We start from the raw sequence: 24,401 nt of genomic DNA, 5'->3' as shown, positions 1-24,401 counted from the left end.
GATGCGATTTGTTTGCCCTTGATCTAAAGCTGCCCTGGTACTGCGTTGGTGTTGTGACGCTAGAGTTCATTTTTGGAGAAGGTCCATGAAATCAACGAGCGCAAGGAAGATTGCCGTTGCCGCCCTCGTATGCGGAACGACGTTGGCCATCGGCTGGAACGACCAAGACGGAATTTCGCTGGGGCTCGACAAGGCGCAAGCGGCGACGAGGTTGTACGTCACTCCCTATTATCGTGGACACTACTACACTAACGAGAGTCTGCCCTGGTACGCCGTGCGAGCCTATTACTCCGGCGGGCCATGGAGCTACGGCTATAGCGGCTGGACCGACTATGCGGCGCGCAACGGCATCGGGTGCGTCCCAGGCTCGCTGGTGAAGGGCGGTGATGGCATCATGTATGTGTGCCAATAGACTGATAATGGCGCGATGGGCGGCGCTCGTTAAGCCGCCTCTCGCGCTAATCTGCGCTCAGGAGATCGACGGCTGAGGGGGAGAATACCATGACCTATGTTCTGGTCGTCATCAGCTGGCTCGGCGTCGCGAATGGCGCCGTCATATCGACACAAGAGTTTTCAAGCGCAGAGCGTTGCGAAGCGGCCCGGACGGCGCTGATGGAATACGCGAAAGCGCGCAGCAGCGACGAGACGCTGAGACCGCTCTGCGTGCAGAAGTAAAGAGTCGAAGAAGCTGTCGCTCCGCCCATTCTGCAGGAAGCGCCTTCGCGTGTTGCTCGCGCTTACCAGCTGCATCGTTTTCTTGCGATTCCTTGACCTTGATCAATGGTCCGAGCAGCGAACCATGGAGCGATCGAAATTCACTCTCACAGGACGGAGACCATCATGAAGCGTGGCTTGCTCACAAAATTATCACTCGCAGGTGCCGTGATCGCCCTCGGAGTGTCCGGCTCAATCGGCTGGTCGGCCGACGAAGGGCTTTCACTCTCGCTCGGCCGGGCAGAAGCACGGGTCGGACGCCCCTTGACACCCGTGTCGGTGGCCGGCGTTGCACGGCGCACCACCAGGCGTGCGGTCGTGGGCGGCGCGGCAGTCGGTGCGGCCGCGGTCGGCACGGCATGTGTCCGCGTTCTCGTCAATGGCAGCTACGTCTGCCGCTGATAGCGGGGGGTCACCGGCTCTCAGTACCGCATCCTGCGGGATGAACTCCTTGCAGGATGCCACGGGCCTCCCTTGCCAGAGCGCCGGTGAGCTTGCCAGAACGCCCTGGAGTTACTGCTGGTCGTGAGTGTGTGGAAACTGCCGAAAACAGGAGCCGCCGAGGATCAACCATTCGTCTTACGTTGCGTCCGGCCCAATATGCGCTCGGTCGACGTAAGTACCTGATTCCAGCCACTCAATTTTCGTTCGACGGCGCTGGGGAGCGCCATCATCCGGCCGTTGATGACACGGCGAAATCTGCCGCTCCGCATGAACCTCCCCGCCCCTCGCCGCCGACCAATGTCCTGTTGGAACCGGATGCAGGCCCATGGCGCAGCATAAATCTCCCTCGGACGACCAGGCCGGGATCGCCTCGCCGGCGCCGCCGCCATGGATCCACCGCTCGGCAGCCTACGCGCCGGAACGGCGCGCCAGAATGCTGGAACACATGGCGCGCGCCAGATCGGGGCCTCGGGCCACGGCTGTGTCGGAGCCGTTGCATACGGCCGGCACGACCGTCGTCAGTGACGCTTTCGGCTACGCCGTCCTGTTCGGCATCATCGCGCTGCTGTTTCAGTCGCGCGTCCCTCTCTATCTCGGCGCCTTCCTCTTCTTCAGCGATGGCGAGCGCATCGAACTCGCTCTTGGAAAGATCGGCATCCGTCTCGAGCCTGGCACGGTCGGGCCCGAAATCATCAAGGGCTTCGTATCCCTGTTCGGATGGTTCGCGCTGCTGGCATCGATGAAAGCGTCCGTCCCCGCGTGGCTCGCGGCATGGATGCTGCCGGACGCATCATGGTCCTTCCTCGCCGGAATCGCTCTTCTGCTCGCCATCGTCGAAGCATTTGCGACGCGTGCGATGCGGCATGCATTGCCGTGGTTCGGACTTGAGAGCAGACCGGACAGCCTGGCCTGCGCGACGATCAAGCTCGTCCTGGCCATCGGCGCGCTCGCCCTGCTGGCGCTGCTCGGATGACGCGATCGTGAGGTCACGTGCCTCATAATTGCGGCGCTATGCCGCCCGTCCGGATCCGCGCATTTACCAAGAATTTACCCCTGCTCGTGAGTGCCGGTATCATTTGCTTAGAATTTGCTTGTTACCGTGGAATTACGGAAACACTCCGAAACACGATTGGCGCCCATGTCCGTCGCAGAGTTCCTCAGACAGCGTGCCGTGCAAGTCACCGTGAGCGGCAGCTACTCGCTGCCGCGCTGGTACGATTGCGAGGGTAAGCTCCGAACCTTCGCCTGCCGCACCAGCCGCGTGTCGCCGTTCCGGATGATGGTCGACGTTCCCGTGGTCGGAAAGGTCGGCGAGCGCGTGACCTCCTACTTCCAGGATTTCGGCGAATTCCAGTGCACCATCAGCGCGACGCTGAAATTGGGCTTCCTGATGGAGCTCGAGATGACGCGGGCCCGGCGCGCCTGGATGTCGGAAAAGCTGACCTGGCTCGAGAAGAAGCAGAAGGACGCCAGCGTTCAGGAGCTGCGGCGTGACGCCCGCTTCGTTCCGCAGGTCGCGCACACCTTCCTGACGCTCGCCGACGGCAGCACCCATGCCTGCTTCATCATCGACGTCTCCACGGCCGGTGTCGCGATATCCTGCGAATACGATCCGCCAGTGGGAACTCCGCTTGCGGTCGGCGCTTGCGTCGGACGGGTGATCCGCAAATTCGAAAACGGATTTGCGGTCAAATTCGCGGAAAAGCAGTCGCGGGACGATGTCGTCCGGCTGATCGTCCGCTCGCACATGCTGCAATCGGCCTGATCCTGCGGCCGCGCCGCCCTATCGCAGCCCTATTTCGAGATAAGCTTTTGAAGGTCCGCGCCTCGTTCCGGACGTCATTTGGAGACTTGCGATCGGGGGACCGAATGGCAGTCGAGAAAATTACAGTCGATAAGATCACCTGGGACAAGGTCGGCCGGGTCACCGAACCCGGACGCTACATGTACACGTTCGGCTGGCTCACCATCACCGCTGGCGACCTCGATATCTGGAGGCAATACCCGCAGGCCGCGTTCACGCTGATGGCGCAGCATTCCGAGCCGGACGCGTCCATCGGCGACGAATTCCATCTCGGCGCCTTCGACGTCGCGCCCGACGCACCGCCGCCGTTCACCACGCATTGAGACAGTCAAAAGCGGATTTGGGATCGGCAGCCGTTGCAGATGGCGCAAGCCGCGGCAGACGCGTGCGGGAACGTATGGCATGGGCGTTGCTTTATCATTGCCATGACTCACATCCCTGCCGCCGACCAGGCCTTCCTGCTGTTGCTCATCGTGCTCTGCCTCGGCACGTGCCTTATCCGCGCCTTCTGGGAGGTGGAGCAAGTCCGGGCCCGCCGGACCGCGTCGCCCTCCCGCGCGACCGGGCGTGACTAGGCCGGTCCGCGAGGCCATGCGTTGCCCGGACGGGGCAATCCCGGCTCTGGACTTGCCGCGGCGACACGTGCATCGTGAATCGAAGAAACCTGCACATTGCCTTGATCTGACTTACCAATCGCGATCCGATGACAGGCGCGCGACCGTTGTCATGGATAACGAGGTGGTTCTGTCATGCGATTGATTGCGCTCCATATTCGACACCCCGGCGACCATCCTGATGAACGCAGGCTGTCACGCTTGTTAAGAGACCCGACAGCGAGCGCATGACACAAGGTCGCATCAGGGAATGTAGATAAGCGGATCAAGGGAACCTATTTTCGGCGCCGATGTACCTGATCGAAGCGTTACCCACCGTCATCGGAACGGCCGCCATCGCCCCGGCGCTGCTGATGCTGTGGCTTGTCATTGCCGCCGAGGAACGCCCGGGACCGCCGGCCCAGGTCTGGACCGCGTTCCTGCTCGGCGCGGCCAGCATTTCGCTGCTGGGCTTGGCCCGCGCCCCTTTCGCCAAGATGGTCGCGGCCCCGGATAACCAGTGGGCGGCGCTGGCCATGCATTCGATCTTCGGCGTCGCGCTGCCGGAGGAAGCGGTCAAGGTGATCGCCATCGTGCTGGTCGCCTCGACCAAGCGGCGGACCTTCGCCAATCCGATGGACAGCGTGGTCTATGGCGCCGCGGTCGGCCTCGGCTTTGCCGCCTACGAGAACCTCGCCTATCTCGTCCAGCATGCCGAGATGTGGCGTTCGCTGGCCGCCTTGCGCAGCGTGCTGACGGTGCCGTTCCACGGCGCGCTCGGCATCATCGCCGGCGCCTATCTGACCATCGCGCGCGCTGGCACGGCGCTGGGTGCGAACCGCCATCATCGCGACTGGGCCCGTCTCTCCAGCCGCCTGCTGATCTTCGCAGGCCCGCTCGCCTTGCATTCGGCCTTCGACTTCCCCCTGCTCACACTCCAGCGCATGCCGGATCTCGATCCGACGCTGCGGATGTGGTTGGGCGGCGCGAGCCTGCTGATCGGCTTCAGCTCGATCGCCTTCGCCATCCGCCTGGTACGGCGCGTCGCGCGCCATCACGCCCCCCGGACCGACGTCGCGCGCGAGCGCCTCAGCCAGCTCCGCCGGATGTGGGCGCTGCTGCTTGCCGGTGGCGGCGTCGGCTTTCTCGGTCTTGCCTTCGTGTTGACCTCGATCCATCACTGGCTCATCAATCCCGAGCGCAATCTGACGCTGGCCCTGATCCCGATCGGCCTGGTCTCGATCCTGCTCGGCCTCGCACTTCTGATCGTCACGACCGCGATCTATGTTCTCGGCCGCAACCGCATCCGCACCAGCGGCGAAGGTTTTTCGTCGGCGCACGGCGGCGGCTGAACCGCGGGATGGCAAGCGCGGTGCGCACGTACTAGACTAGATCGAGCACACACCTCTCGATCCGGAGCCTGCCCATGACATCGCCTGAGGATCTTTCCCGGCTGCAATCCGCCATGAGCCGGACGGTCAAGGCACATTGGAAGGCCTTCCTGTTCGAAGGGATCCTGCTTGCGGTGCTCGGCGTTGCCGCGCTGATCCTGCCGCCGCTCGCAAGCCTTGCGATTGCGATCTTCCTCGGCTGGATGTTCCTGATCAGTGGCATCGGCGGATTGATCGCGACCTATTGGGCGCGCAGCACGCCGGGCTTCTGGTGGTCGCTGATCTCGGCCGCGCTTGCCGTGCTCGCAGGCATGCTGCTGCTGGCGCGGCCGATGCAGGCCGTGCTGACGCTGACCATCGTGCTCGGCGCCTATTTCCTCGCCGAGGGCGTCGCCACCATCATGTACGCGCTGGAGCATCGCCGCGAGCCGGGCGGCCGCTGGTCGTGGCTCCTGATCTCGGGCCTCGTCGACATCGCGATCTCGTTCATGGTGATCACGGGATTGCCGAGCTCGGCGGAATGGGCGATCGGCATCCTCGTCGGCATCAACCTGCTGTTCGGCGGCGCCACGCTGATCGGCATGGCGCTGGCGGCACGCAAAAGCAACAGTTGAGGCGCCGCTTGGCCGTCACCCTCCATTGGGGGGTGACAACCCGCCGATCGCACGCTATATGACTGGCCATGATCACCCTCGTCACCAGCTACTTTTGGTACTTTAGCTACGACAGCTCGCTGGCGGCAGGAGGATCGCGCTCAATCTGAAACATTGCAGCAAACGTCCGAACAAGCCGCCAGACCTGGCGGCTTTTTTATTGGCCGGCAGGGTCTCAACATGACAGGAGCCCGCCGTGCTGAGCACGACCGACGATCTTCGTATCCGCGAACTGAAAGAGCTGAGCACGCCCGAAGAGGTGATGCGGGAAGTCCCGCGCACGCTCACCGCGACGCGCGTGGTGATGGCCGCACGCAACGCCATCCATGCCATCCTCAATGGCCAGGACGACCGGCTTCTGGTCGTGGTCGGCCCCTGCTCGGTGCATGATCCCAGGGCTGCGCTCGAATACGCCGAACGCCTCGCGAGCTTGCGCGAAGAGCTTGCCGACCAACTCGAGATCGTGATGCGGGTCTATTTCGAGAAGCCGCGCACCACGGTCGGCTGGAAGGGCCTGATCAACGATCCTGATCTGGACGGCAGCTTCGACATCAACAAGGGCCTGCGGCTGGCGCGCAACGTGCTCTCGGCGGTGAATAATCTCGGCCTGCCCGCCGGCACCGAATTTCTCGACATGACGACGCCGCAATACATTGCGGACCTCGTGTCCTGGGCCGCGATCGGCGCGCGCACGACCGAAAGCCAGATTCATCGCGAGCTGGCCTCGGGGCTGTCCTGCCCGGTCGGGTTCAAGAACGGTACCGACGGCAACGTGCGCATCGCGGCGGACGCGGTGAAGTCGGCCTCGAATCCGCATCATTTCATGGCGGTGACCAAGCTCGGCCGCTCGGCGATCGCCTCAACCGCGGGCAACGAGGATTGTCACATCATCCTGCGCGGCGGCAGCACTCCGAATTACGATGCGGCAAGCGTCGCAGCGGCCTGCAACGATCTGGCGAAAGCGAGCGTCGCACCGCTCGTGATGGTCGATGCGAGTCACGCCAATTCGAGCAAGAAGCCGGAAAACCAGCCGCTCGTGACGGCCAACATCGCCGGGCAGATTTCCGGTGGCGAGAACCGCATCATGGGGGTGATGGTCGAGAGCAATCTCGTCGCCGGACGCCAGGACGTGGTGACGGGAAAGCCGCTCATCTATGGCCAGAGCATCACGGACGGATGCATCGACTGGGCGACCACGGCAACCGTGCTCAAGCAGCTCGCTGACGCGGTCGAGATCCGGCGCAACACCAAGCGCGCAGGGCTGCACGAGCGCTCCGCCTGACCGAACGATTGCGGGCGGGGTGAGGCTGTCGCACCCTGCCCGCTGCTCCGGCGCCTAGCAGCCGCGGCAGATGCTCTTGATCTTCTTGTCGAGCGCCTGATTTTCCTTGCTGAGGGGATCGTTCGGGTCGCTCAGGTTCTTCTCGTTCGGCACGTCGCCGACGCGCGGCTGGCGATGGCCCACGGGTGCAGGCGGCAAAGAACCCGCCGATTGCCCCGAGGACGTCGATCCCTTGCTTCCCGTCTGCGCGAAGCCGGCGCTGCCGAACACCGTCAGAAGCGACAGTGCCAAAATGATGCTTCTCATTTTACCTCTCCATTCCTCGAGCCAGCATCTCCATCACGACCATTCAGGTCTCGGGCGGATAGAGGTGAACGTCGCCACAATAATCGACGATACGATAGCGCGTTTCTTGATCTGCATCACGCGCATCGGGTGCGGTATTTTGCATCGGCAACACGTAATTCGGCCCCACCGGCGACTTGCCGGCGCCGCCGGGAATGTCGATGACGTAGTCGGGCTGACACAGTCCCGACACCCGTCCGCGCAGCTGCCGCATCAAATTCTGCCCCTCGGCGAGTGTCGTTCGCAGATGCGCCGTGCCGGGCGCGAGATCGCCGTGATGCAGATAATAGGGCTTGATCCGGCATTCGACGAAAGCTCTCATCAAATCCGACAGGGCGGTCGCGTTGTCATTGACGCCGCGCAAAAGCACGGACTGGCTCACCATGGGAATCCCGGCATCGACCAGCCGCGCGCAGGCGGCACGCGCCGGCCCCGTCAGTTCGCGCGCATGGTTGGCATGCAGCGCTACCCAGGTGGTGGCGCCTTCGGCCTTCAGGGCAGCGACCATCTCGTCGCTGATGCGCGCGGGCTCGGCCACCGGCACGCGAGTGTGAAGGCGAATGATCTTCACGTGATCGATGCCGGCCAGATCGGCCATGATCTCGCTCATCCGCCGCGGCGACAGCATCAGGGGATCGCCCCCGGTCAGGATCACCTCCCAGATATCACCGTGCGAGCGGATGTAGTCAATCGCCGCGCGATAGGCGCCATCCGAGAGCGCGTTCTCCTTGCCGGGGCCGACCATCTCGCGGCGGAAGCAGAAGCGGCAATAGACCGCGCAGACGTGGACGAGCTTGAACAGCACGCGGTCGGGATAGCGATGCACGATCCCGGGAACCGGCGAGTGTGGATGATCGCCGATCGGATCTGCGTTCTCGCCCGGCTGCATCTCCAGCTCCGCGGCAGTCGGAACGAATTGCCGCGCGATGGGATCGTCGGGATCGGACCTGTCGATCAGATCGACCAGCGCCGGCGTGATCGCAACCGCATAGCGTGCCGCAACGCGATCGAGCGCCGGCAGCGCTGTGGCAGGCGCCAGCTGTTCGGCCACAAGTTCGGCCGGCTCGCGCAATGTCCGTGCAAGATTGCTCTTCGTCATGTCTCGCTCAACGTTTCATTTGCGGGCGGCGTCCAGACTACCTGATCAATTCGCGATGCGCCGCTCGCCAGCATCACCAGCCGATCGAAGCCGAGCGCGACCCCGCTCGCCTCCGGCATCGCCGCGACCGCGGCCAGAAAGTCCTCGTCCAGCGGATAGGCTTCGCCGTAGCGGCGTTGCTTCTCTGCCATGGATTGCGTGAAGCGCTTGCGCTGCTCCTCGGCGTCGGTCAGCTCGCCAAAGCCGTTGGCGAGCTCGACACCGCAGGCATAGACCTCGAACCGCTCGGCAACGCGGGGATCGCCTGCCTTCACGCGCGCCAGTGCCGCCTCTGGAGATGGGTATTCGAACAGAATGGTCAAACGCCCCAGCCCCAGATGCGGCTCGACATGCTCGACCAGAACCTTGCTGAAGATGTCGGACCATGTGTCGTCCGCGGCCACGCGGACCTTGCCGGCAGCCGCCCGGGCGAGCCCGGCGCGGTCGCCCTCGCCGCCGGAAATGGTCGCAAGCAGGTCGATCCCCGCAAACTGCTCGAAGGCGCCGGCCACCGTCACTAGCTCCGGCTCGGCGAAGGGATCGGCGGTCCGGCCGCGGAAGGCGAAGGCGCCGATACCGGTCGCCTGGGCCGCGCGGGCGATGAGGACGACGCAGTCAGCCATGATGGCGTCATAGGGGGCGTCTGCCCGGTACCATTCCAGCATGGTGAATTCGGGCAAATGCAGGTCGCCGCGCTCACGGTCACGGAACACCCGGGCGAACTCGAAAATCCGGGTCTCCCCGGCCGCCAGCAGCTTCTTGCAGGCGAATTCCGGCGACGTCCGCAAATATCGGCTCACACGGCTGCCGTCGGGTCGCATGATCTCCGTCCGGGGGGCGTGCAGGTGGGTCTCATTGCCGGGGGAGACCTGGAGAACGGAGGTTTCGACCTCGACGAAGCCCTGCTCGGCGAAAAATCCCCGTAGAGCCCCGGTGATGGCTCCCCTGGCCTGCAGGAAGGGCCGGCGGTCGAGATGCCGCGAGGGGGACCAGAACGGCGACATCGGCTTGTCCCCAGCCATTAACCGGCCGTCCCGCAGGCCAGCAAAATGCTGGCATCCAACGGCAAAACCAGTATGTTGCGGCCCGAAACGGGTGCCGCGGTCTGATTTGGGGCCCCAGGTCCCCCATCAATTTGACCACGTCCTGGCCCGAGCCGGGCCAAGCAAGCAGGAAATAAAGCTTTGAGAGTCATCGCCAGTTCTATTCGCAAGGGCAACGTGATCGAGCAAGACGGCAAGCTATATGTCGTCGTGACCGCCGAGAACATCCATCCCGGCAAGGGCACCCCGGTCAGCCAGATCGAAATGCGCCGAATCTCGGACGGGGTAAAGATCTCCGAGCGCTACAAGACCACCGACCAGGTCGAGAAAGCCACGATCGAAGAGCGCAACTACACCTTCCTGTATGAAGATGGTGACGGCTATCACTTCATGAACCCGGAGACCTATGACCAGGTCCAGGTGTCCAAGGACGTGATCGGCGATGCGGCGGCCTATCTCCAGGAGAGCATGACGGTCAAGCTGTCGCTGCACGGCTCCAATCCGGTATCGATCGCCCTGCCGCAGCGCGTGACGCTGGAAGTGGTCGAGACCGAGCCCGTGACCAAGGGCCAGACCGCCTCCTCGTCCTACAAGCCCGCTGTGCTCTCGAACGGCGTTCGCACCACGGTGCCGCCGCACATCGCCGTCGGCACCCGAATCGTCGTGATGACCGAAGACGGCTCCTACTCCGAGCGCGCCAAGGACTGACGGGACCAAAGCGAGCGCAACAGGTGCCGCCGGGGGGGCGAGACAGTGGTTGGGAAAGGTTTCCGCTTCGTCTCGCAACTTCTGGCGTCGCTTTCGCTCCTCATTGCCTCTCCGCTCGCTGCGGATGAGTTCCGCAGCCCCTCACTCACGGCGCTGCGCGTCGATTGGCGCGCGGCGCTCGACCAGCTCCGCACCGAAATCAATGCCCATCCCCGGGCCGCGGACGATTTCATCTTCGCGCCCCGTCGTTCGGTGCCGCGCTACGATCCGCGCACGATGCCGGCGCTGGTGCAGCTCAACGCGATCTCCTCGCAATTCTTCACCGGCATCGCCAACAGCTCCGTGCCCGTGCTGCTGCCGTTCGACGCAGCCGCTTATTTCGAAGCACGGCGCAATGGCGCGCCGGCGACCGTCGCGCTGTCGCGCTACCAGGCTGACTTCAATTCCGTCGACCTGTTCGATGCCGGCCCCGCCGGCTACAGCGCGACCTTCTCGTTCGAGCCTGGCGCGGGAGACGGCATGCCGAGCCGGGTGTTCGCAAGGCCGGTCGAGGTGCAGATCACGGGTTCGGCGCTCGTCTATGACATTGCCGATCCATCCGGCGGCAAGGGCGAGCCGGTCAAATCGCTCGCGGCGCTCTACCCGGACCTGCGCAAATTCATCCGGGAAGGCTATGTGCGCTACGCTTTCACCCGTTTCGGCGTCGCTTATGTGGTGTCGATCCAATGCCTCGACAGCGTCGCCAAGCCGCGGCGGCTTGCCTGCAAGGAGGCCTATCCGGTCGCCGAACGCTTCGTGAGGGCGCTGCGCGTGGCCGGCGGGCAACGCATGCGGCCGCTGACAGACGTTGCTTCCAACATTCTCGATCGTCCCGCGGTACGTTCCCCGGACTTCAGCTACCGGCCGAGCGGCGACATCATCCCGAACACCGGCTATCGCAAGCAGGGCGGCCATCCCGACGTGATGGCCTACGCACAGATCCGGTTTCCTCTCGAGAAGGCGCCCGCGTTCATACACTCGCAATCCTATGCCAAGCGCGACAAGATGGAGAGCACGACCGCTTACCCCTGGCGCGACAATTTCTGCGAATCCCGCAGTTTCGAGGTCTGGCAATGCGGCGGCGGTTATGGCCATCAGGGCGAGGACATCCGCGCGGCCGAGTGCCCACCGCCCGGTGAAGGCCGCCAAGCCTGTGATCCCAAGCAGCGCGCCGTCGTCGCCGTGCGCGATGCCAGGGTCATACGCGCTTCCAAGGACCAGGCCGTGACGCTGCAAATCAACAGCCGGACCGAGCACATCCGTTTCCGCTACATGCATATGAACCCGCAGGCGCTAAACGCCGATGGCCTGCTCAATGGCCGCATCGTATCGGAGGGCGAGAGGATCGGCATGGTCTCGAATTATCTCGACCATCCCGCCGGCACCTCGATGCACCTGCATTTCGACGTGCAAGTGTTTACCCGCGACGGCTGGATCTGGGTCAGTCCGTACGTCACGCTGGTCTCGGCGTACGAGCGCCTCATCCGCGCCCGCGGCCGCGAGGTCGGCCCGGAGATCGCCGGCACGCCGCAGCCCGTGGTGCATGCGCTGCCGGAGGACGTGCTCAAGCCGGACTTTCGCGAGGGATCGGGCGGCGAGGAGAATTGACGCTGCTCGTCCTCATGCCGGGCGGTCGAAGGAACAGGGTTGATGAGTGCCGGACTGATTGGTCTTCTCGATGATATCGCGGCGATTGCAAAGGTGGCGGCAGCCTCGCTCGACGATGTCGCGGGCCAGACGGCCAAGGCGGGAGTAAAGGCGGCTGGCGTGGTCATCGATGATGCAGCCGTCACGCCGAACTACGTGATCGGCTTTGCTTCGAAACGCGAACTGCCGATCGTGGGTAAGATTGCGGTTGGGTCACTCCGCAACAAATTGCTGATCCTGCTGCCCATCGCCCTGTTGCTTGGTTATTTCCTTCCCGCCGCGGTTACGCCGCTGCTCATGCTGGGCGGAGCCTTCCTGTGCTATGAGGGCACCGAGAAGGTGCTCGAGGCCGTGATGCCGCATCATGCGCACGACCACGAAACTCAGCGCCAGCCAGCGGCGTCGAATGCGCGGTCACTTGAGGACGAGAAGGTCGCAAGCGCCATCAAGACGGATTTCATCCTATCGGCGGAGATCATGGCGATCACGCTGGCAGCCGTCCCGGCAGGCAGCATCTGGACCCAGGCACTCGTGCTGGCGCTCGTCGCCATTTTCATCACGGTTGGTGTCTACGGCGTGGTCGCCCTGATCGTGAAGGCGGACGATGTCGGCCTGGCCCTTGCGCGATATGACGGCGCCTCGGTCATTGGCGGCGCGATCCGATTGCTTGGACGTGCTCTCGTCCGCGGCATGCCTGCCTTCCTGGCGGTGCTGAGCACCATCGGCACCGCCGCCATGATCTGGGTCGGCGGCGGCATCATCCTGCACGGCATCGAACAATATGGCCCACCAGTAGTCGGCCATACGGTCCATGCCGCGACCGAAGCTGCCGCGCGCCTCCTTCCCTCCATCGCCGGCATCGTCGAATGGTCAGTCGAGGCAGCCATCTCAGGCGTCATGGGGCTCCTTGTCGGCGCAGTTGCGATACCCGCCGTCGCATACGGTCTTTCACCGCTATGGAAACGTGTGAAGCGATCACAGCCTACGTGAACAACGGCGACTTCGGATTGCGAGCGCCAGCTACTCCAGCAACGTCGTCAGCTGCGCGCCCTCGTCCGCCACGAACACGGCGATCAATTCAGCCGGCTCCGTGGTGCTGGCATTGGCCGAGACCAGATGCGTCGAGCCGGGCGGCTCGAAGAAGGACTGGCCGACGCCGAACGTCTCAACCGGACCGCCGCCGAGCTGGGAGCGGATCTCGCCCTTGGTAATGTAGGCGGTGACGGATCCCGCGTGACGATGCGGCCGCGAGAACCCGCCGGGGCCGTAGAACACGCGCACGATGGTGACGCGCTTGCCCGGCACGTTCGGCAGCGCGTAGGAGCCGATCGGCTCGACCTTGTCGAGCGGCGAGCTTTCGGCGGCGGTGGCGCAGACCGGCGAGAGTGTGCCGGATATGGCGTCCATCGTCACCGGCAGCGCTTCGCCGATCACAAGCGCGCAGGCGAGCCCGCCGACGACTGCGATCGCCATCGAGCGCGATGGCGCCGGGCGCGGTACGGTGGGTAAACTCATTGCTGTCATCATGATCTCCCTTCGTTGCAATCAGGATGCCGCTGCATTCGCTGCGACCGGCCGCTTCGCCGGCGTCCAGCGAAACGCCGCACCAAAACGGTTCCAGACGTTGATCGAGGCGATCGCCGAGGTCAGGTACGTCAGCTCCGTCTCGGAGAATTCACGGCTCGCCTCGGCGTACACGTCTTCGCCGACTCCGGCGGGCAGGCAGGTCAGCGCCTCGGCCCAGGCCAGCGCGGCACGTTCGCGCGCGGAAAAGATCGGCGCCTCGCGCCAGACCACGACCAAATTGAGCTTGTCGACGGGAACGCCGATCCGCTCCGAAAGCAGGATGTGATGCTGCAGGCAGAAGGCGCAACCGTTGATCTGCGATGCCCGCAGCTTGACCAGTTCGAGAAGCTGCTTGTCGAGGCCGGCCTTGGCCGCGACCTGGCCGAGCGCCAGCACCAGCTCATACGCGTCGGGCGCGATCCTCTTGAAATCCTCGTATTCGCTGCGGGCGTGTGACATTGCCGTTCACCTCGTGGTATTGTAAGAGCGCTGAGACATTATAAGAGCCGTTACATTATGCGCAAGCCGGCCGACATCACGAGATCGCAACGCCGGCGGAAGGCACCCACGGCTGCCTCAGCGGTGCGCGTGCCAGCCCCAGGGGAAGGCAAGCGCGGCGAGCAAGGCTATCTCGGCTATCTGCTGCGCCAGGCCCATGCCGCAGTCCGCCTGACGATGGAGCGGTTGCTGGCCGATCTCGGCGTCACCTCACCGCAATTCGCGGTGCTGACCATGCTCAATGCCTATCCGGGCCTCTCGGGCGCCGACGTTGCCCGCCTTACCTTCCTGACGCCCCAGACCGTCGGCGTCATCATCCGCAACCTCGAACGTGACGGTGCGATTCTGATGACGCCCCATCCGGTCCACGGCCGCATCCAGCAATGGACGCTGACGCCGCGCGGCGCGACGCTTTTGAAAGCGTGCCGGGAACGGGTGATTGCGTTGGAGAAGCGCCTTGCTGCCGGGCTCGATGCCAGGACCGAAGCAAGCATTCGCCGCTGGCTCGCAGGCATCGCGGCCGATTTACAGGACTAGGCGAATCGCGCTTGCCGCTGGCGGGATCTAGTCGCCGCAGCCGCCACCCTCGCCACCGTCCGAATCCGAGAAGTCACTGACGGCGCCGTCGCCTTGAATACCGCGCCCAAAGTTCTCCGCGAGGATCATCAGGATCACGACGAACAACCCGGCGCCGAAGGGCCAGGGATTGGCGCGGATGATGTCGAACAATTCCTGCATCCACGCATTGTGCGCAGACGGAAGCAAACCGACCGTAAAGTGACAGGCTCAAAATTGGGGATATCCGACCCGTTGCGGGCGCGCCCTACCCGCCCTTCAACACTTTCTTAACTTCGCCATCAGGCCAAGTCTCGCCCGCTGCGATCACCCGCACGCGGCTTTGATCGGCGTCGTTCACGAGCTCATGCGAACTCACCTGGTCGCCGCTTCGCTCCAGGTGCAGATCGGTTTCGGGCTTCCAGCTCAGCGTGGTCGCGAGATCGCCGGGAAAGATCTGCCATTGCGAGCCGTCGTCGAGCTCGACGACATGGCTTTCCGCATGCGCGCGTATCTTCATTCCACCCCGAATTTTCGATGAACGGACTGCGTGCGACGGCGGGCCCCGGCGATCGGCCGGGGCCCCACTCCATCAGTCGTTGTCGTGATGAATCACGGTCTTGCTGCGATTGCCGAATTCATCTTCCTTCTTGATCACCGTGGTGCGGTCGGCGGGTTCGCGCTCCCTAATGACGGTGGTGCGGTCGCGATCGCGGTCCCGCTCACGATATTCGTGAGACTGTCCGACGGTCACCCCGGCACCGACCGGACCCACGTGAACGCCGACTTCGTCGGCAAACGCAGGCGCGGCGATGGCCGTGACCATGGCGGCGGCAAACAGATATTTCCGCATCTTCTCCTCCTCTAACTTGGTGCTGGGGGAATGCGGGAGTGCGACAGTTTGTTCCGGGGAACGCGGGGCCTGCGTCTCTTCCTCCAGTTCCAGGAACCGGGTCACAGCCGCCATGTTTCCCGCTAGAATGGGTCCATGAAACACGCTGATTCCATGGCCTCTCGCAGCCGCCGCGCTCTGCTTCGATCCACGCTGGGCGCAGCCGCACTCGTCGCAATCCCAACGCGGATCCTGGCCGCGCCTCCAGGCTTCGAGGAATGGCGCGAGGGCTTTCGCGCGCGTGCAATGGCCAAGGGCATCTCGGCTGCGACCTGGCAGCGCGCGATGGCGCGGGTCGAGCCCGACATGAGCGTGTTCAAGCAGATGCGCAACCAGCCCGAATTCCATGAGCAGGTCTGGCAATACATCAACCGCCGCGTCTCTGACTGGCGCATCATCAACGGCAAGATCGCGCTGAAGAACAACGAGACGCTGCTTGCACGCATCGAGCGCGATTTCGGCGTCGAGCGCGGTACGCTGCTGGCGCTGTGGGGCGTCGAGTCCGCCTATGGCGATCCGCTGGTGCAGCAGAACCACATGACGCCGATATTCCCCTCTCTCGCCGCCCTCGCCTGGAACGAGCCGCGCCGAAAAGCCTATTGGGAAACCGAGCTGATCAACGCGCTGCGTATCGTCGACAAGGGTTGGAGCACGCCGGAGCAGATGCAGGGATCCTGGGCCGGCGCGATGGGGCATTCGCAATGGATGCCGGAAGTCTGGCTCAATGTCGGCATCGACTATGACGGCGACGGCAAGGTCTCGCCGTTCGGCAAGCCCGACGATGCGCTGGGCTCGACCGCAAAATATCTCGTCAACCGGGGCAAATGGCACCGCGGCGAGCATTGGGGCTACGAGGTGCGCGCGCCCGGTGAGATGAGCGGCACCCGGACCTATGCGGCTTGGCAGGCAGCCGGCGTCACCCGCGCCGACGGCCAACCGTTCCCGCAAGCCTCCGCATCCGCGCAGATGTGGACCCCGGTTGCTGGCGGACCGACGTTCCTGTTGGGACCGAATTTCAACGCGGTGAAGAGCTACAATCCCTCGATGAACTATGCGCTGGCGATCTGCCATCTCGGCGACCGCTGCCTCGGCGCCCCGCCCTTCATCCAGCCGTTCCCCGGCTCCGAGCGCGCGCTGACGCTCGCCGAGGTGCAGGAGATGCAGATACGCCTGACCAAGGCCGGTTTCGACACCGGCGGCACCGACGGCCGTGTCGGCAACGACACCATGAAGGCAATCAAGGATTTTCAGCAGCGCGCGGGCATCACGCCCGCGGACGGCTATGGCGGGTTGAAGGTGCTGGCAAAGCTGCGGCAGGGGTCGTAGGCAGGCTCAGTGCCTATATTGCGGCTCCTCCGCATCGAGCTGGCGGCGGATTGCGGCGAGATGCAGCCGGGCGGATTCGGAATCTCCCTCGCGCATCTGCCTGTAGGTCTCGGCCGCAATCGTGGGATCGACCGGCAGCACCTGTCGCCCCGTCGACATCGCCAGCACCTGCACCTCGGCGGCGCGTTCGAGATAGTAGAGATCGTCCCAGGCTTCCGCGATGGTCGGTGCCAGCACCATCACGCCGTGATGCTTCATTAAGATGATATCGGCATCCCCAACGCTGGAGGCGATGCGCGCGCCTTCGCGGTTGTCGAGTGCGAGGCCGTTGTAGTTGGGGTCCACAGCCGTGCGGCCGTAGAATTTCAGCGCGGTCTGGCCGGCCCAGATCAGGGGATCGCCCTCGGTCATCGACAGCGCCGTGGCGTAGGGCATGTGGGTGTGGAAGGCGACCTTGGCGCGCGGCAGGCGCTTGTGCATCTCGGCATGGATATAGAACGCGGTCGCCTCGGGCACGCCCTCGCCGTCGAGCACGTTGCCGTGGAAGTCGCAGATCAGCAGTTTTGACGCGGTCAGCTCGCGGAAGGCGTAGCCGTAGGGATTGACCAGGAAGAGGTCGTCATGGCCAGGCACCACCGCCGAGAAGTGGTTGCAGATGCCTTCTTCAAATCCGTTGCGCGCGGCCATGCGGAAGCAGGCGGCGAGGTCCTCGCGCGCGCTGCGGATCGCGTCGGTGGCGAGGTCCGGCCGGTTCGAGCGGAACGGCGAGGGCGCGGAAGAAGAAGAATGAAGGCTGTGCGCCATGGCGAAGGACACCTTTGTCGGTCGGGAGCTGCTCGCGTTGTACAGGGACGACGCCTGCGCGTCAGCCCCTGCGGGCGCCACCCTGCCCTTCGCGCCCCGCGCGGCGGCTTATTGCCGCCGTGGCACGCCACCGGCGTTTATGCCGCCGTCGATGACGAGCTCGCTGCCGGTGACGTAGCGCGAGGAATCGGAGGCCAGATACAGCACGCCGGAGGCAATTTCCGCAGCCTGGCCGGCGCGGCCGAGCGGCGCGACGACGCGCGCACGCTCCTCGGGATCGATCGGCGCGTTGCCCTGGTTGCCGGTCGCGCCGGTCGGGATCTTGCCCCAGATCGGCGTGTCGATGATGCCGGGATGGACGGAGTTGACCCGAATGCCGTCGCCGGCGGCCGCGCACTCCATCGCGATCGACTTTGCGAACAGCCGCACGCCGCCCTTGGTCGCCGAATAGGCCGACAGCCCGGGTGCGCCGCGCAAGCCCGCAAGCGAGGACATCATGACGATCGAGCCGCCGCCGGTCTTGCGCATCAGGGGCAAGCAATGCTTGACCGAGAGGAAGACGCCGTCGAGGTTGATCGCGTTCTGCCTGCGCCAGTCGCTGAGCGTCATGTCGACGATCGAGGGCACGGCGATGCCGATGCCGGCATTGGAGACGAGAATATCGAGCTGGCCAAAGCGCTTCGTGATCCCGGCTGTGATCTCGATCCAGCGCTCTTCGCTAGTGACGTCCTGCTCCAGGAAAATCGCCTTGCCGCCGGCCTTGGTGATGCGATTGGCGAGCTCGGGGCCGCGCAGCTCGTCGATGTCGGTGGCAATCACGATGGCGCCCTCGCGCGCGAACAACTCGACGACGGCCTCGCCGATGCCGGAGGCCCCGCCCGTCACCAGCGCGACCTTGCCCTCAACCTGCCCTGCCATGTTCACTCCCTTTTTTGCTATTCGTTTTTTGTTGTTTGCCGGGCCTATCTAATCATGGATGGTCCCTGGTCGGGTAGCGCGACGTCGATGACGCGGAATTGCACACGCTCGGCGCCCTGATAGCGATCGACCGACAATGATCCCGCGACATGCAATTGCTGGCCGCGATTGGCAACGAGCGCGTTGCCGAGCTTCTGTCCGATCGAACGGAACGCGATGCCGTTGACGATGGCGCCGTCGCCCGACTTGAAGCGCAGCCTCAAATGTGCCTGCCCCACCTCGTCGGCATAGACGAGCTGGTGCGCCGGCAGCGCCAACACGACTTCCGGATTGCCGCTGCCGAAGGGACCAGCGCGGTTGAGCGTCGTTGCAAGCTCGGTGGTCACCGCGCGCGCGGAGACCGCGCCGTCGATGTAGAGCTCGTTGACGTGGCGCGCCTCGGCAACGTCGCGCGCCAACGCATGCTCGAGATAGGCGCGAAATTCGGCGAGCTTTTCCTTCCGCAGCGTGACGCCCGCAGCCATCGCGTGGCCGCCGCCCTTGAGCAGAATGCCGTCGGTGACCGCTTGACGCACTGCCTTGCCGAGATCGACGCCGGCAATCGAGCGGCCGGAGCCGGTGCCGATGCCGCCGGGCTCCAGCGCGATCGCGAAGGCGGGCCGCGAGAACTTCTCCTTCAACCGGGATGCAACGAGACCGACCACGCCCGGATGCCAGCCTTCGGAGGCCGTCACGATCCCCCCGATCTTGTCCTCGAGTCCGATCGAGGCCAGCGCCTCGGCTTCGGCCTGCGCTTCGGCCGCCTGCTCGATGATCCGGCGCTCGCTGTTGAGGCGGTCGAGTTCGGCTGCGATCCGCGCGGCCTCGACGCTGTCACCCTCCAAAAGCAGCCGCACGCCGAGGTCGGCGCGGCCGATGCGGCCGCCGGCATTGATGCGCGGTCCCAGCATGAAGCCGAGATGCCAGGCCTCCGGCGGGCCGTTGAGCCGCGCCACATCCATCAGCGCGGTGTGGCCGACATGGTCGCGGCGCCGCATCGCGATCAGGCCCTTGGCGACGAAAGCGCGGTTGAGACCGATCAGCGGCGCGACATCGGCAACCGTGCCGAGCGCAACGTGATGCAGCATGCCGAGCAGGTCCGGCTCGGGCATCTCCGCATTCCAGAAGCCGCGCTGGCGTAGTTCACGATTGACCGCGACCAGCGTCACCAGCACGAGGCCCACGGCGGCGAGATGGCCGAGACCGGAGAGATCGTCGAGCCGGTTCGGATTGACCAAGGCGTCGACCTCCGGCAATTCCGTGCCGGCCTGATGATGGTCGATCACGACGACCGACATGCCGAGACGTTTTGCTTCGGCGAGCGGCTCGATGCTGGTGGTGCCGCAATCGACGGTGACGAGCAGCGTGGCGCCCTTTTCGGCCAGCGCACGCACGGCTTCCGTGTTGGGCCCGTAGCCCTCGAAGATGCGGTCGGGAATGTGGATCAGCGGATCAAGCCCGCAATGGCGCAGATGCCAGGTCAGCAGCGCCGCCGAGGTCGCGCCGTCGACATCGTAGTCGCCGAAGATCGCGACCTTCTCGCCGTTCCCTGCGGCATCCGCGATCCGCTTCGCGGCGGCCTCCATCTCCGTCACCGTGAACGGGTCCGGCAGAAGCTTGCGTATGGTTGGATCGAGGAAATCTGCGACGGCGTCGCTGTCGACACCGCGGCCAGCCAGCACCCGCGCCAGCAGCTCGGGCAGTTGGTGGCGCTGCACGATGGCAAGCGCCTTCGCCGCCCCGCGCGCATCCAGCCGGTCGCGCCAAAGCTTGTTGGTGAGCGAGCGCGCCACCCCCAGGAACGCCTGGGGCGCTTCGACAGGCAAGGCGGTGGCGAGCGGCGTCATGAACATCGGTCGGTTTGAGGAACCTGGAAGCCGGAGGTATTCGCCCGGCCGATGGCACGATTGGCTCGCAATCCCCCGGGATTTGCAATGTCTGCGCCGCACAAAGCGGTGGATTGCCGCTTTGCTACGCGCACTGACTATCATTTGAGCATTCCGCAAAACAGCAAATTAAGCAGGCGTTAGGCGGAATCTTCGAAAAAGAAATGTATTCGATCTGTAGTGGTTGTTCCGGGTTCGTTGCAGATCAGACCTCATTGCCAAGGGAAGCCCCCGATGTCTGCTGCGCTGGGTCTCAAAGCCAAGCCGATCGCAAATGAACCCGCTGATGATGAGTCCGACATCTCCGCGCTGATCAACCGCCTCACGGCGGAGGTCAACCAGATCGCGGTCGACAAGACCAAGGCGATCCAGCAGATCACCAACCAGATGAAGATGCTGGCGCTGAACGCGCTGATCGAAAGCTCCCGCGCCGGCGCGCAGGGCGCGGGCTTCGCGGTGGTGGCGCAGGAGGTCCGCGGCGTCGGCCAGCAGGTCGAGACCATCGCCCGCGAGCTCGAAAGCCAGCTGACGAAACGGACCGGCGATCTCGTCTCCTCGATCGACCGGATGAGCCAGCGCTCGCGCGGCGAGCGCATGGTCGATTTGTCGCTCAACGCCATCGAGCTGATCGACCGCAACCTCTATGAACGGACCTGCGACGTGCGCTGGTGGGCGACCGATTCAGCGTTGGTCGATTGCGCGGCCTCGCCCGACGGCGCGGCCGTGTCCCATGCCTCGCAGCGTCTCGGCGTGATCCTGGGGGCCTACACCGTCTATCTCGACCTCTGGCTCTGCGACCTCGACGGCAACGTCATCGCCAACGGCCGCGCCGACCGCTTTCGCACCGTCGGCCAGAACGTCGCCCACACCAAATGGTTTCGCGAGGCCAATACCCTGCGCTCGGGCGACGACTATGTCGCCGGCGACGTCGAGAATCAACCGCTGCTCGGCAATGCCCAGGTCGCGACCTATTGCGCCAGCGTCCGCGCCGGCGGCCATGCCAACGGCGCGCCAATCGGCGTGCTCGCCATCCATTTCGACTGGGAGGCACAGGCCCGCGCCATCGTGCAAGGCGTGCGCGTCGGCGACAGCGACAAGGCGCGCGTGCTGCTGGTCGATTCCAATCTTCGCATCATCGCCGCCTCGGACGGCCAGGGCATCCTCAGCGAGCGCATCTCGCTCTCGCTGGACGGCCAGCGCTCCGGCTTCTATCAGGACCGCTCGGGCACGCTGGTCGCGTTCCACGCCACGCCGGGCTACGAAACCTATCGCGGGCTCGGCTGGTATGGCGTGATCGTCTGCGGGGCCTGAAGCTGGAGGCGGCCTGCCTATCCAACTCAAAACCGTGAAAACAACCCCATGCACAGTAGCCATCTGGTTGTTTTCATGACGGTTTTTTTCGCCGTTTCACGCCGGCAAAACACCGGCATGCATGCGATCATGGCGTCGGTCGCGGTCCGGGCCCAGAGCGCTAGGCTCTGGCGATGTCGTCTTCGACTGGCTGCAGCATCGTAATTCCAAGCGTTTGCGACGGACGCTCCCCGAACATTGCAAAGTAATATTGCGAAAACCGGCCGAGTTCGTAAAAGCCCTGCTGCATGGCGACGGCTGTCACGGTGGTCGAGCCGGGTGCGCTCTGGTGCAGGATGGAGTGAACAGCGCAGAGACGCTTGTGCCTGAGGAAGCTGGCCGGACCGAGGCCGAATACCTCCTGAAAGGCGCGGTGCAGGGTACGCCGCGATACGCCGAGCACCGCGCAAATTTCCGAAACATGCACCGGACGCGTGCCGGCGTCGTCGAGAAACTCCTCGACCTTGCGGACCAGCCGTCGCGCGGAAGGCAGCCAGCCGTTGCCATCGGGTGGCAGCGACGACGCGACGTTGGCAGCCATGCATTCTGCGATCGATCGCTTCCAGAACTCGGCAGTTGATGGCGTCAATCCATGTTTGTTGTCGCGCAGGTGCGACATGATCCGGACCAGGCGGCGCGAGGCGATCGCACCGGTCGCGGGGTCCGCGCGGAAATGACCGCGACTGCGCCATGTATCAGGATCGCTCAACCGTGATTCTCCGCCGAACAGCGTCGCGACCTCGCCGAGGTCGAACCGCATGGCGGCGTAAGCGGAGCCGCCGTGAAAAACACCGTCATGTTCGAGCAGCGGCGGAATGACGAGCACATCGTTGAGCTGCATGTCGAACGACCAGTGGGCGACGCGCTCTTCGGCCGCGAGGAGCATTCCGATGATCAGTCTGTCGTCGCTGGAAACCCGCTGCGTGCGCATGCCGACGTTGAAAGCACCAATGCTGAGCGAGAAGTCGCCGATGCCGACATGGGATAAAGTTCCGCGCAACCGACCGCGGCCAAGTTGCATCACATCGACATGCGAGCCGTGGACGGCCTGCTGAAGACCTTCGAAACCATCCAGCTTGCGCGAATCAACCAGAAGGAATTGCCCCATGGCTGTATCGTGTTACTGAAGCGCGACAATTCTGCGGCACGCGATAGCGAAGCACCACCACAACGCGAGGTGGGTGCGACAAGCTGGGTTCGCGTTTTGAGGCAAATCATCGTCGAATTTGTTGCAAGATTTGCCGCTGAAGTGCCTCTGCATTGGGGATTTGCGTCATGGGGCATCAGGTCTCACCAACTACCCACGCAGACTGGCACAATCTGCACATCACAGCCGTCCAATCTTCGGATACCGTTTGCAACCTTAGCGATATTCAGCGGACGCGCTCTGCGGATGGCAGAGCGGACGCGGCATGGATTTGCCGCGTGCTCGAAAACGTGCGTGCAAAGGAAAGAGATGTTGACGCAATGCAGCGTCCTCCTCTCCCCGAGCGCCAAAAAAGTGGGGATCAGACAATGCGTCTCATGGGCAGGGCAAAAAGCTATTGTCGAAGTCTGCCAGAGTTAGCGCAGTAGATCAGGTGGAATGCGCGTAGCGGAGCTTCCACCATGTTGCGAGCGGATCTGGATCACTGCGAGTGGTTGCCGGATGATTTGAAGACCGGCGAGATGGTCTTCATTCCCGGGGGAACATTTCGCATGGGATCCGACCATCATTATCCCGAGGAAGCGCCGAGCCATCGCGTCGCTGTCGACGGCTTCTGGATGGACCGCACGCCGGTGACCAACCGTCAGTTCAAGCAGTTCGTCGATGCAACCGGCCATGTCACCGAGGCGCAGGTCGTTCCCGATCCGAAGGACTATCCAGGCGCGCTGGCGGAGATGCTCTACGCGGGATCACTGGTGTTCTCACCGCTGCCGCACATCACCGATCTCACCGATTGGAGCCAGTGGTGGACTTTCCTGCGCGGCGCCAACTGGCGTCATCCCTATGGTCCCGGCAGCAACATCAAGGACCTCGACGACCATCCCGTCGTCCACGTCTCCTTTAGCGATGCGGCAGCCTATGCGCGCTGGGCCGGCAAGGACTTGCCGACGGAGGCGGAATGGGAATTTGCGGCGCGCGGCGGCCTCGAGGCGGAGGAATACGCCTGGGGCGATGCGCTGATGCCGGGCGGCAAACACATGGCCAATATCTGGCAGGGCAACTTCCCCGTCCAGAATCTCGGCGAGGATGGGTACGAGCGTACCTCGCCGGTCATGGCCTTCCCGCCGAACGACTACGATCTCTACGACATGATCGGCAATGTCTGGGAGTGGACCTCCGACTGGTGGTCGTCAAGGCACGCCGCCGACGCCGCAAAACCCTGCTGCATCCCCAAGAATCCCCGCGGCGGCGGTGAGCACGCAAGTTACGACCCGCGCCTCCCCGACATCCAGATTCCGCGCAAGGTCCTCAAGGGCGGCTCGCACCTCTGCGCGCCGAACTATTGCCGCCGATATCGCCCGGCCGCGCGGCACGCGGAGCCGGTCGATACCTCGACCAGTCATGTCGGGTTCCGCTGCGTGGTGCGAATGTCGTCTATAACCGAACGCCGACAACAAGGACGTGCTGCGATCTAGCGAGCGCGCTGGCGGATGCCGGCGTCAGCGGTGCGCTCCGCGCGTCGGATGATTTCGACACGCAAGTTTATCTATCGGCGATCGATAAACATCTTCAGCATTTTTTGGGCAAGGCAAGCCGGTTACAGGCAAGAGCCTGCCCCA

Annotated in this window: 28 protein-coding genes; 16 read left to right on the top strand and 12 right to left on the bottom strand. The window is 64.2% G+C overall.

The annotated features are described in order from the left end of the window. The first annotated feature begins 85 nt into the window (after positions 1-85). The 9 genes from AC0L2F_RS24110 to AC0L2F_RS24070 all read left to right on the top strand — a co-directional run bounded on the left by AC0L2F_RS24110 (position 86) and on the right by AC0L2F_RS24070 (position 6,881). Entirely contained in the window at positions 86-412 is a 327-nt protein-coding gene (locus AC0L2F_RS24110; protein ID WP_007609974.1) for a hypothetical protein, read from the top strand. A gap of 89 nt (positions 413-501) precedes the next feature. Beyond that, positions 502-675: a hypothetical protein gene (locus AC0L2F_RS24105; protein WP_007609968.1), complete on the top strand. Its 174-nt coding sequence runs from the start codon at positions 502-504 to the stop codon at positions 673-675. Between the two features lie 165 nt (positions 676-840). Further along, a complete protein-coding gene (locus tag AC0L2F_RS24100; protein WP_007609967.1) occupies positions 841-1,116 on the top strand; it encodes a hypothetical protein in 276 nt (91 codons plus the stop codon). 367 nt (positions 1,117-1,483) lie between these two features. Continuing rightward, positions 1,484-2,131 carry a hypothetical protein gene (locus AC0L2F_RS24095; protein ID WP_473250092.1) on the top strand — a complete coding sequence of 216 codons (648 nt, stop codon included), beginning with the start codon at positions 1,484-1,486 and terminating at the stop codon, positions 2,129-2,131. Positions 2,132-2,296: 165 nt separating this feature from the next. Next, positions 2,297-2,923, top strand: coding sequence for a PilZ domain-containing protein (locus tag AC0L2F_RS24090; protein ID WP_473250091.1), 627 nt, complete (start codon positions 2,297-2,299; stop codon positions 2,921-2,923). A 104-nt stretch (positions 2,924-3,027) separates the two neighbouring features. After that, positions 3,028-3,285, top strand: a complete 258-nt coding sequence (locus tag AC0L2F_RS24085; protein WP_007609964.1) for a hypothetical protein — start codon at positions 3,028-3,030, stop codon at positions 3,283-3,285. 581 nt (positions 3,286-3,866) lie between these two features. Then, positions 3,867-4,907: a PrsW family glutamic-type intramembrane protease gene (locus AC0L2F_RS24080; RefSeq protein ID WP_473250090.1), complete on the top strand. Its 1,041-nt coding sequence runs from the start codon at positions 3,867-3,869 to the stop codon at positions 4,905-4,907. A gap of 74 nt (positions 4,908-4,981) precedes the next feature. Next, complete coding sequence (locus tag AC0L2F_RS24075) at positions 4,982-5,560, top strand: HdeD family acid-resistance protein (RefSeq protein ID WP_007609955.1); 579 nt, start codon at positions 4,982-4,984, stop codon at positions 5,558-5,560. A 235-nt stretch (positions 5,561-5,795) separates the two neighbouring features. Continuing rightward, positions 5,796-6,881 carry a 3-deoxy-7-phosphoheptulonate synthase gene (locus AC0L2F_RS24070; RefSeq protein ID WP_473250089.1) on the top strand — a complete coding sequence of 362 codons (1,086 nt, stop codon included), beginning with the start codon at positions 5,796-5,798 and terminating at the stop codon, positions 6,879-6,881. 54 nt (positions 6,882-6,935) lie between these two features. On the opposite strand, the gene AC0L2F_RS24065 is transcribed toward AC0L2F_RS24070, so the two are convergent. Genes AC0L2F_RS24065 through epmA form a run of 3 tightly spaced genes read right to left on the bottom strand, consistent with a single transcriptional unit; the run spans position 6,936 to position 9,386 of the window. After that, a complete protein-coding gene (locus AC0L2F_RS24065) occupies positions 6,936-7,187 on the bottom strand; it encodes a hypothetical protein (protein ID WP_007609951.1) in 252 nt (83 codons plus the stop codon). A 43-nt stretch (positions 7,188-7,230) separates the two neighbouring features. Beyond that, a complete protein-coding gene (locus AC0L2F_RS24060) occupies positions 7,231-8,325 on the bottom strand; it encodes a lysine-2,3-aminomutase-like protein (RefSeq protein WP_473250088.1) in 1,095 nt (364 codons plus the stop codon). Beyond that, the gene (gene epmA / locus AC0L2F_RS24055) at positions 8,322-9,386 is read right to left on the bottom strand and encodes an EF-P lysine aminoacylase EpmA (RefSeq protein ID WP_473250086.1); all 1,065 of its coding nucleotides are present in this window, start codon (positions 9,384-9,386) and stop codon (positions 8,322-8,324) included. The genes AC0L2F_RS24060 and epmA overlap by 4 nt, the downstream gene beginning before the upstream one ends. A gap of 162 nt (positions 9,387-9,548) precedes the next feature. Here epmA and efp point away from each other — a divergent pair, with 162 nt between their 5' ends. From efp to AC0L2F_RS24040, 3 genes are read left to right on the top strand one after another with little or no spacing between them, the layout of a single operon-like run. Continuing rightward, complete coding sequence (gene efp, locus AC0L2F_RS24050) at positions 9,549-10,115, top strand: elongation factor P (RefSeq protein ID WP_007609944.1); 567 nt, start codon at positions 9,549-9,551, stop codon at positions 10,113-10,115. A gap of 45 nt (positions 10,116-10,160) precedes the next feature. After that, a complete protein-coding gene (locus AC0L2F_RS24045) occupies positions 10,161-11,762 on the top strand; it encodes a M23 family metallopeptidase (RefSeq protein WP_473250085.1) in 1,602 nt (533 codons plus the stop codon). Positions 11,763-11,804: 42 nt separating this feature from the next. Beyond that, on the top strand, positions 11,805-12,791 hold the full coding sequence (locus AC0L2F_RS24040; protein ID WP_007609940.1) for a DUF808 domain-containing protein: 987 nt from the start codon (positions 11,805-11,807) through the stop codon (positions 12,789-12,791). Between the two features lie 30 nt (positions 12,792-12,821). On the opposite strand, the gene AC0L2F_RS24035 is transcribed toward AC0L2F_RS24040, so the two are convergent. Then, positions 12,822-13,325 (bottom strand): cupin domain-containing protein, encoded by a 504-nt coding sequence (locus AC0L2F_RS24035; RefSeq protein WP_473250107.1) that lies wholly within the window; start codon positions 13,323-13,325, stop codon positions 12,822-12,824. Positions 13,326-13,346: 21 nt separating this feature from the next. Continuing rightward, entirely contained in the window at positions 13,347-13,826 is a 480-nt protein-coding gene (locus tag AC0L2F_RS24030; protein ID WP_473250084.1) for a carboxymuconolactone decarboxylase family protein, read from the bottom strand. Positions 13,827-13,880: 54 nt separating this feature from the next. Here AC0L2F_RS24030 and AC0L2F_RS24025 point away from each other — a divergent pair, with 54 nt between their 5' ends. Next, entirely contained in the window at positions 13,881-14,402 is a 522-nt protein-coding gene (locus AC0L2F_RS24025) for a MarR family winged helix-turn-helix transcriptional regulator (protein WP_473250106.1), read from the top strand. Positions 14,403-14,429: 27 nt separating this feature from the next. Here AC0L2F_RS24025 and AC0L2F_RS24020 read toward each other — a convergent pair whose 3' ends face one another. The 3 genes from AC0L2F_RS24020 to AC0L2F_RS24010 all read right to left on the bottom strand — a co-directional run bounded on the left by AC0L2F_RS24020 (position 14,430) and on the right by AC0L2F_RS24010 (position 15,273). Continuing rightward, entirely contained in the window at positions 14,430-14,594 is a 165-nt protein-coding gene (locus AC0L2F_RS24020; RefSeq protein ID WP_473250109.1) for a hypothetical protein, read from the bottom strand. Between the two features lie 94 nt (positions 14,595-14,688). Further along, positions 14,689-14,940 (bottom strand): hypothetical protein, encoded by a 252-nt coding sequence (locus AC0L2F_RS24015; protein WP_063992515.1) that lies wholly within the window; start codon positions 14,938-14,940, stop codon positions 14,689-14,691. A gap of 72 nt (positions 14,941-15,012) precedes the next feature. Continuing rightward, complete coding sequence (locus AC0L2F_RS24010) at positions 15,013-15,273, bottom strand: hypothetical protein (RefSeq protein ID WP_035974993.1); 261 nt, start codon at positions 15,271-15,273, stop codon at positions 15,013-15,015. 135 nt (positions 15,274-15,408) lie between these two features. Between AC0L2F_RS24010 and AC0L2F_RS24005 the strand changes: the two genes are divergently transcribed. Beyond that, on the top strand, positions 15,409-16,638 hold the full coding sequence (locus tag AC0L2F_RS24005; protein ID WP_473250083.1) for a lytic murein transglycosylase: 1,230 nt from the start codon (positions 15,409-15,411) through the stop codon (positions 16,636-16,638). A gap of 6 nt (positions 16,639-16,644) precedes the next feature. On the opposite strand, the gene AC0L2F_RS24000 is transcribed toward AC0L2F_RS24005, so the two are convergent. From AC0L2F_RS24000 to recJ, 3 genes are all read right to left on the bottom strand, one after another. Next, positions 16,645-17,442 (bottom strand): aldolase, encoded by a 798-nt coding sequence (locus tag AC0L2F_RS24000; protein WP_473250082.1) that lies wholly within the window; start codon positions 17,440-17,442, stop codon positions 16,645-16,647. Between the two features lie 108 nt (positions 17,443-17,550). Further along, a complete protein-coding gene (locus AC0L2F_RS23995) occupies positions 17,551-18,360 on the bottom strand; it encodes an SDR family NAD(P)-dependent oxidoreductase (RefSeq protein ID WP_473250081.1) in 810 nt (269 codons plus the stop codon). A 44-nt stretch (positions 18,361-18,404) separates the two neighbouring features. After that, complete coding sequence (recJ, locus tag AC0L2F_RS23990; RefSeq protein ID WP_473250080.1) at positions 18,405-20,246, bottom strand: single-stranded-DNA-specific exonuclease RecJ; 1,842 nt, start codon at positions 20,244-20,246, stop codon at positions 18,405-18,407. A gap of 273 nt (positions 20,247-20,519) precedes the next feature. Here recJ and AC0L2F_RS23985 point away from each other — a divergent pair, with 273 nt between their 5' ends. Next, positions 20,520-21,596 carry a methyl-accepting chemotaxis protein gene (locus tag AC0L2F_RS23985; RefSeq protein WP_063992519.1) on the top strand — a complete coding sequence of 359 codons (1,077 nt, stop codon included), beginning with the start codon at positions 20,520-20,522 and terminating at the stop codon, positions 21,594-21,596. A gap of 160 nt (positions 21,597-21,756) precedes the next feature. On the opposite strand, the gene AC0L2F_RS23980 is transcribed toward AC0L2F_RS23985, so the two are convergent. Continuing rightward, a complete protein-coding gene (locus AC0L2F_RS23980; protein WP_473250079.1) occupies positions 21,757-22,743 on the bottom strand; it encodes a helix-turn-helix domain-containing protein in 987 nt (328 codons plus the stop codon). Positions 22,744-23,243: 500 nt separating this feature from the next. Between AC0L2F_RS23980 and AC0L2F_RS23975 the strand changes: the two genes are divergently transcribed. After that, the gene (locus AC0L2F_RS23975) at positions 23,244-24,257 is read left to right on the top strand and encodes a formylglycine-generating enzyme family protein (protein ID WP_063992521.1); all 1,014 of its coding nucleotides are present in this window, start codon (positions 23,244-23,246) and stop codon (positions 24,255-24,257) included. Positions 24,258-24,401 lie beyond the last annotated feature (144 nt).

Source organism: Bradyrhizobium sp. Ken64 (genome assembly GCF_055807555.1).
This window is presented reverse-complemented; position numbering and strand designations above follow the sequence as displayed.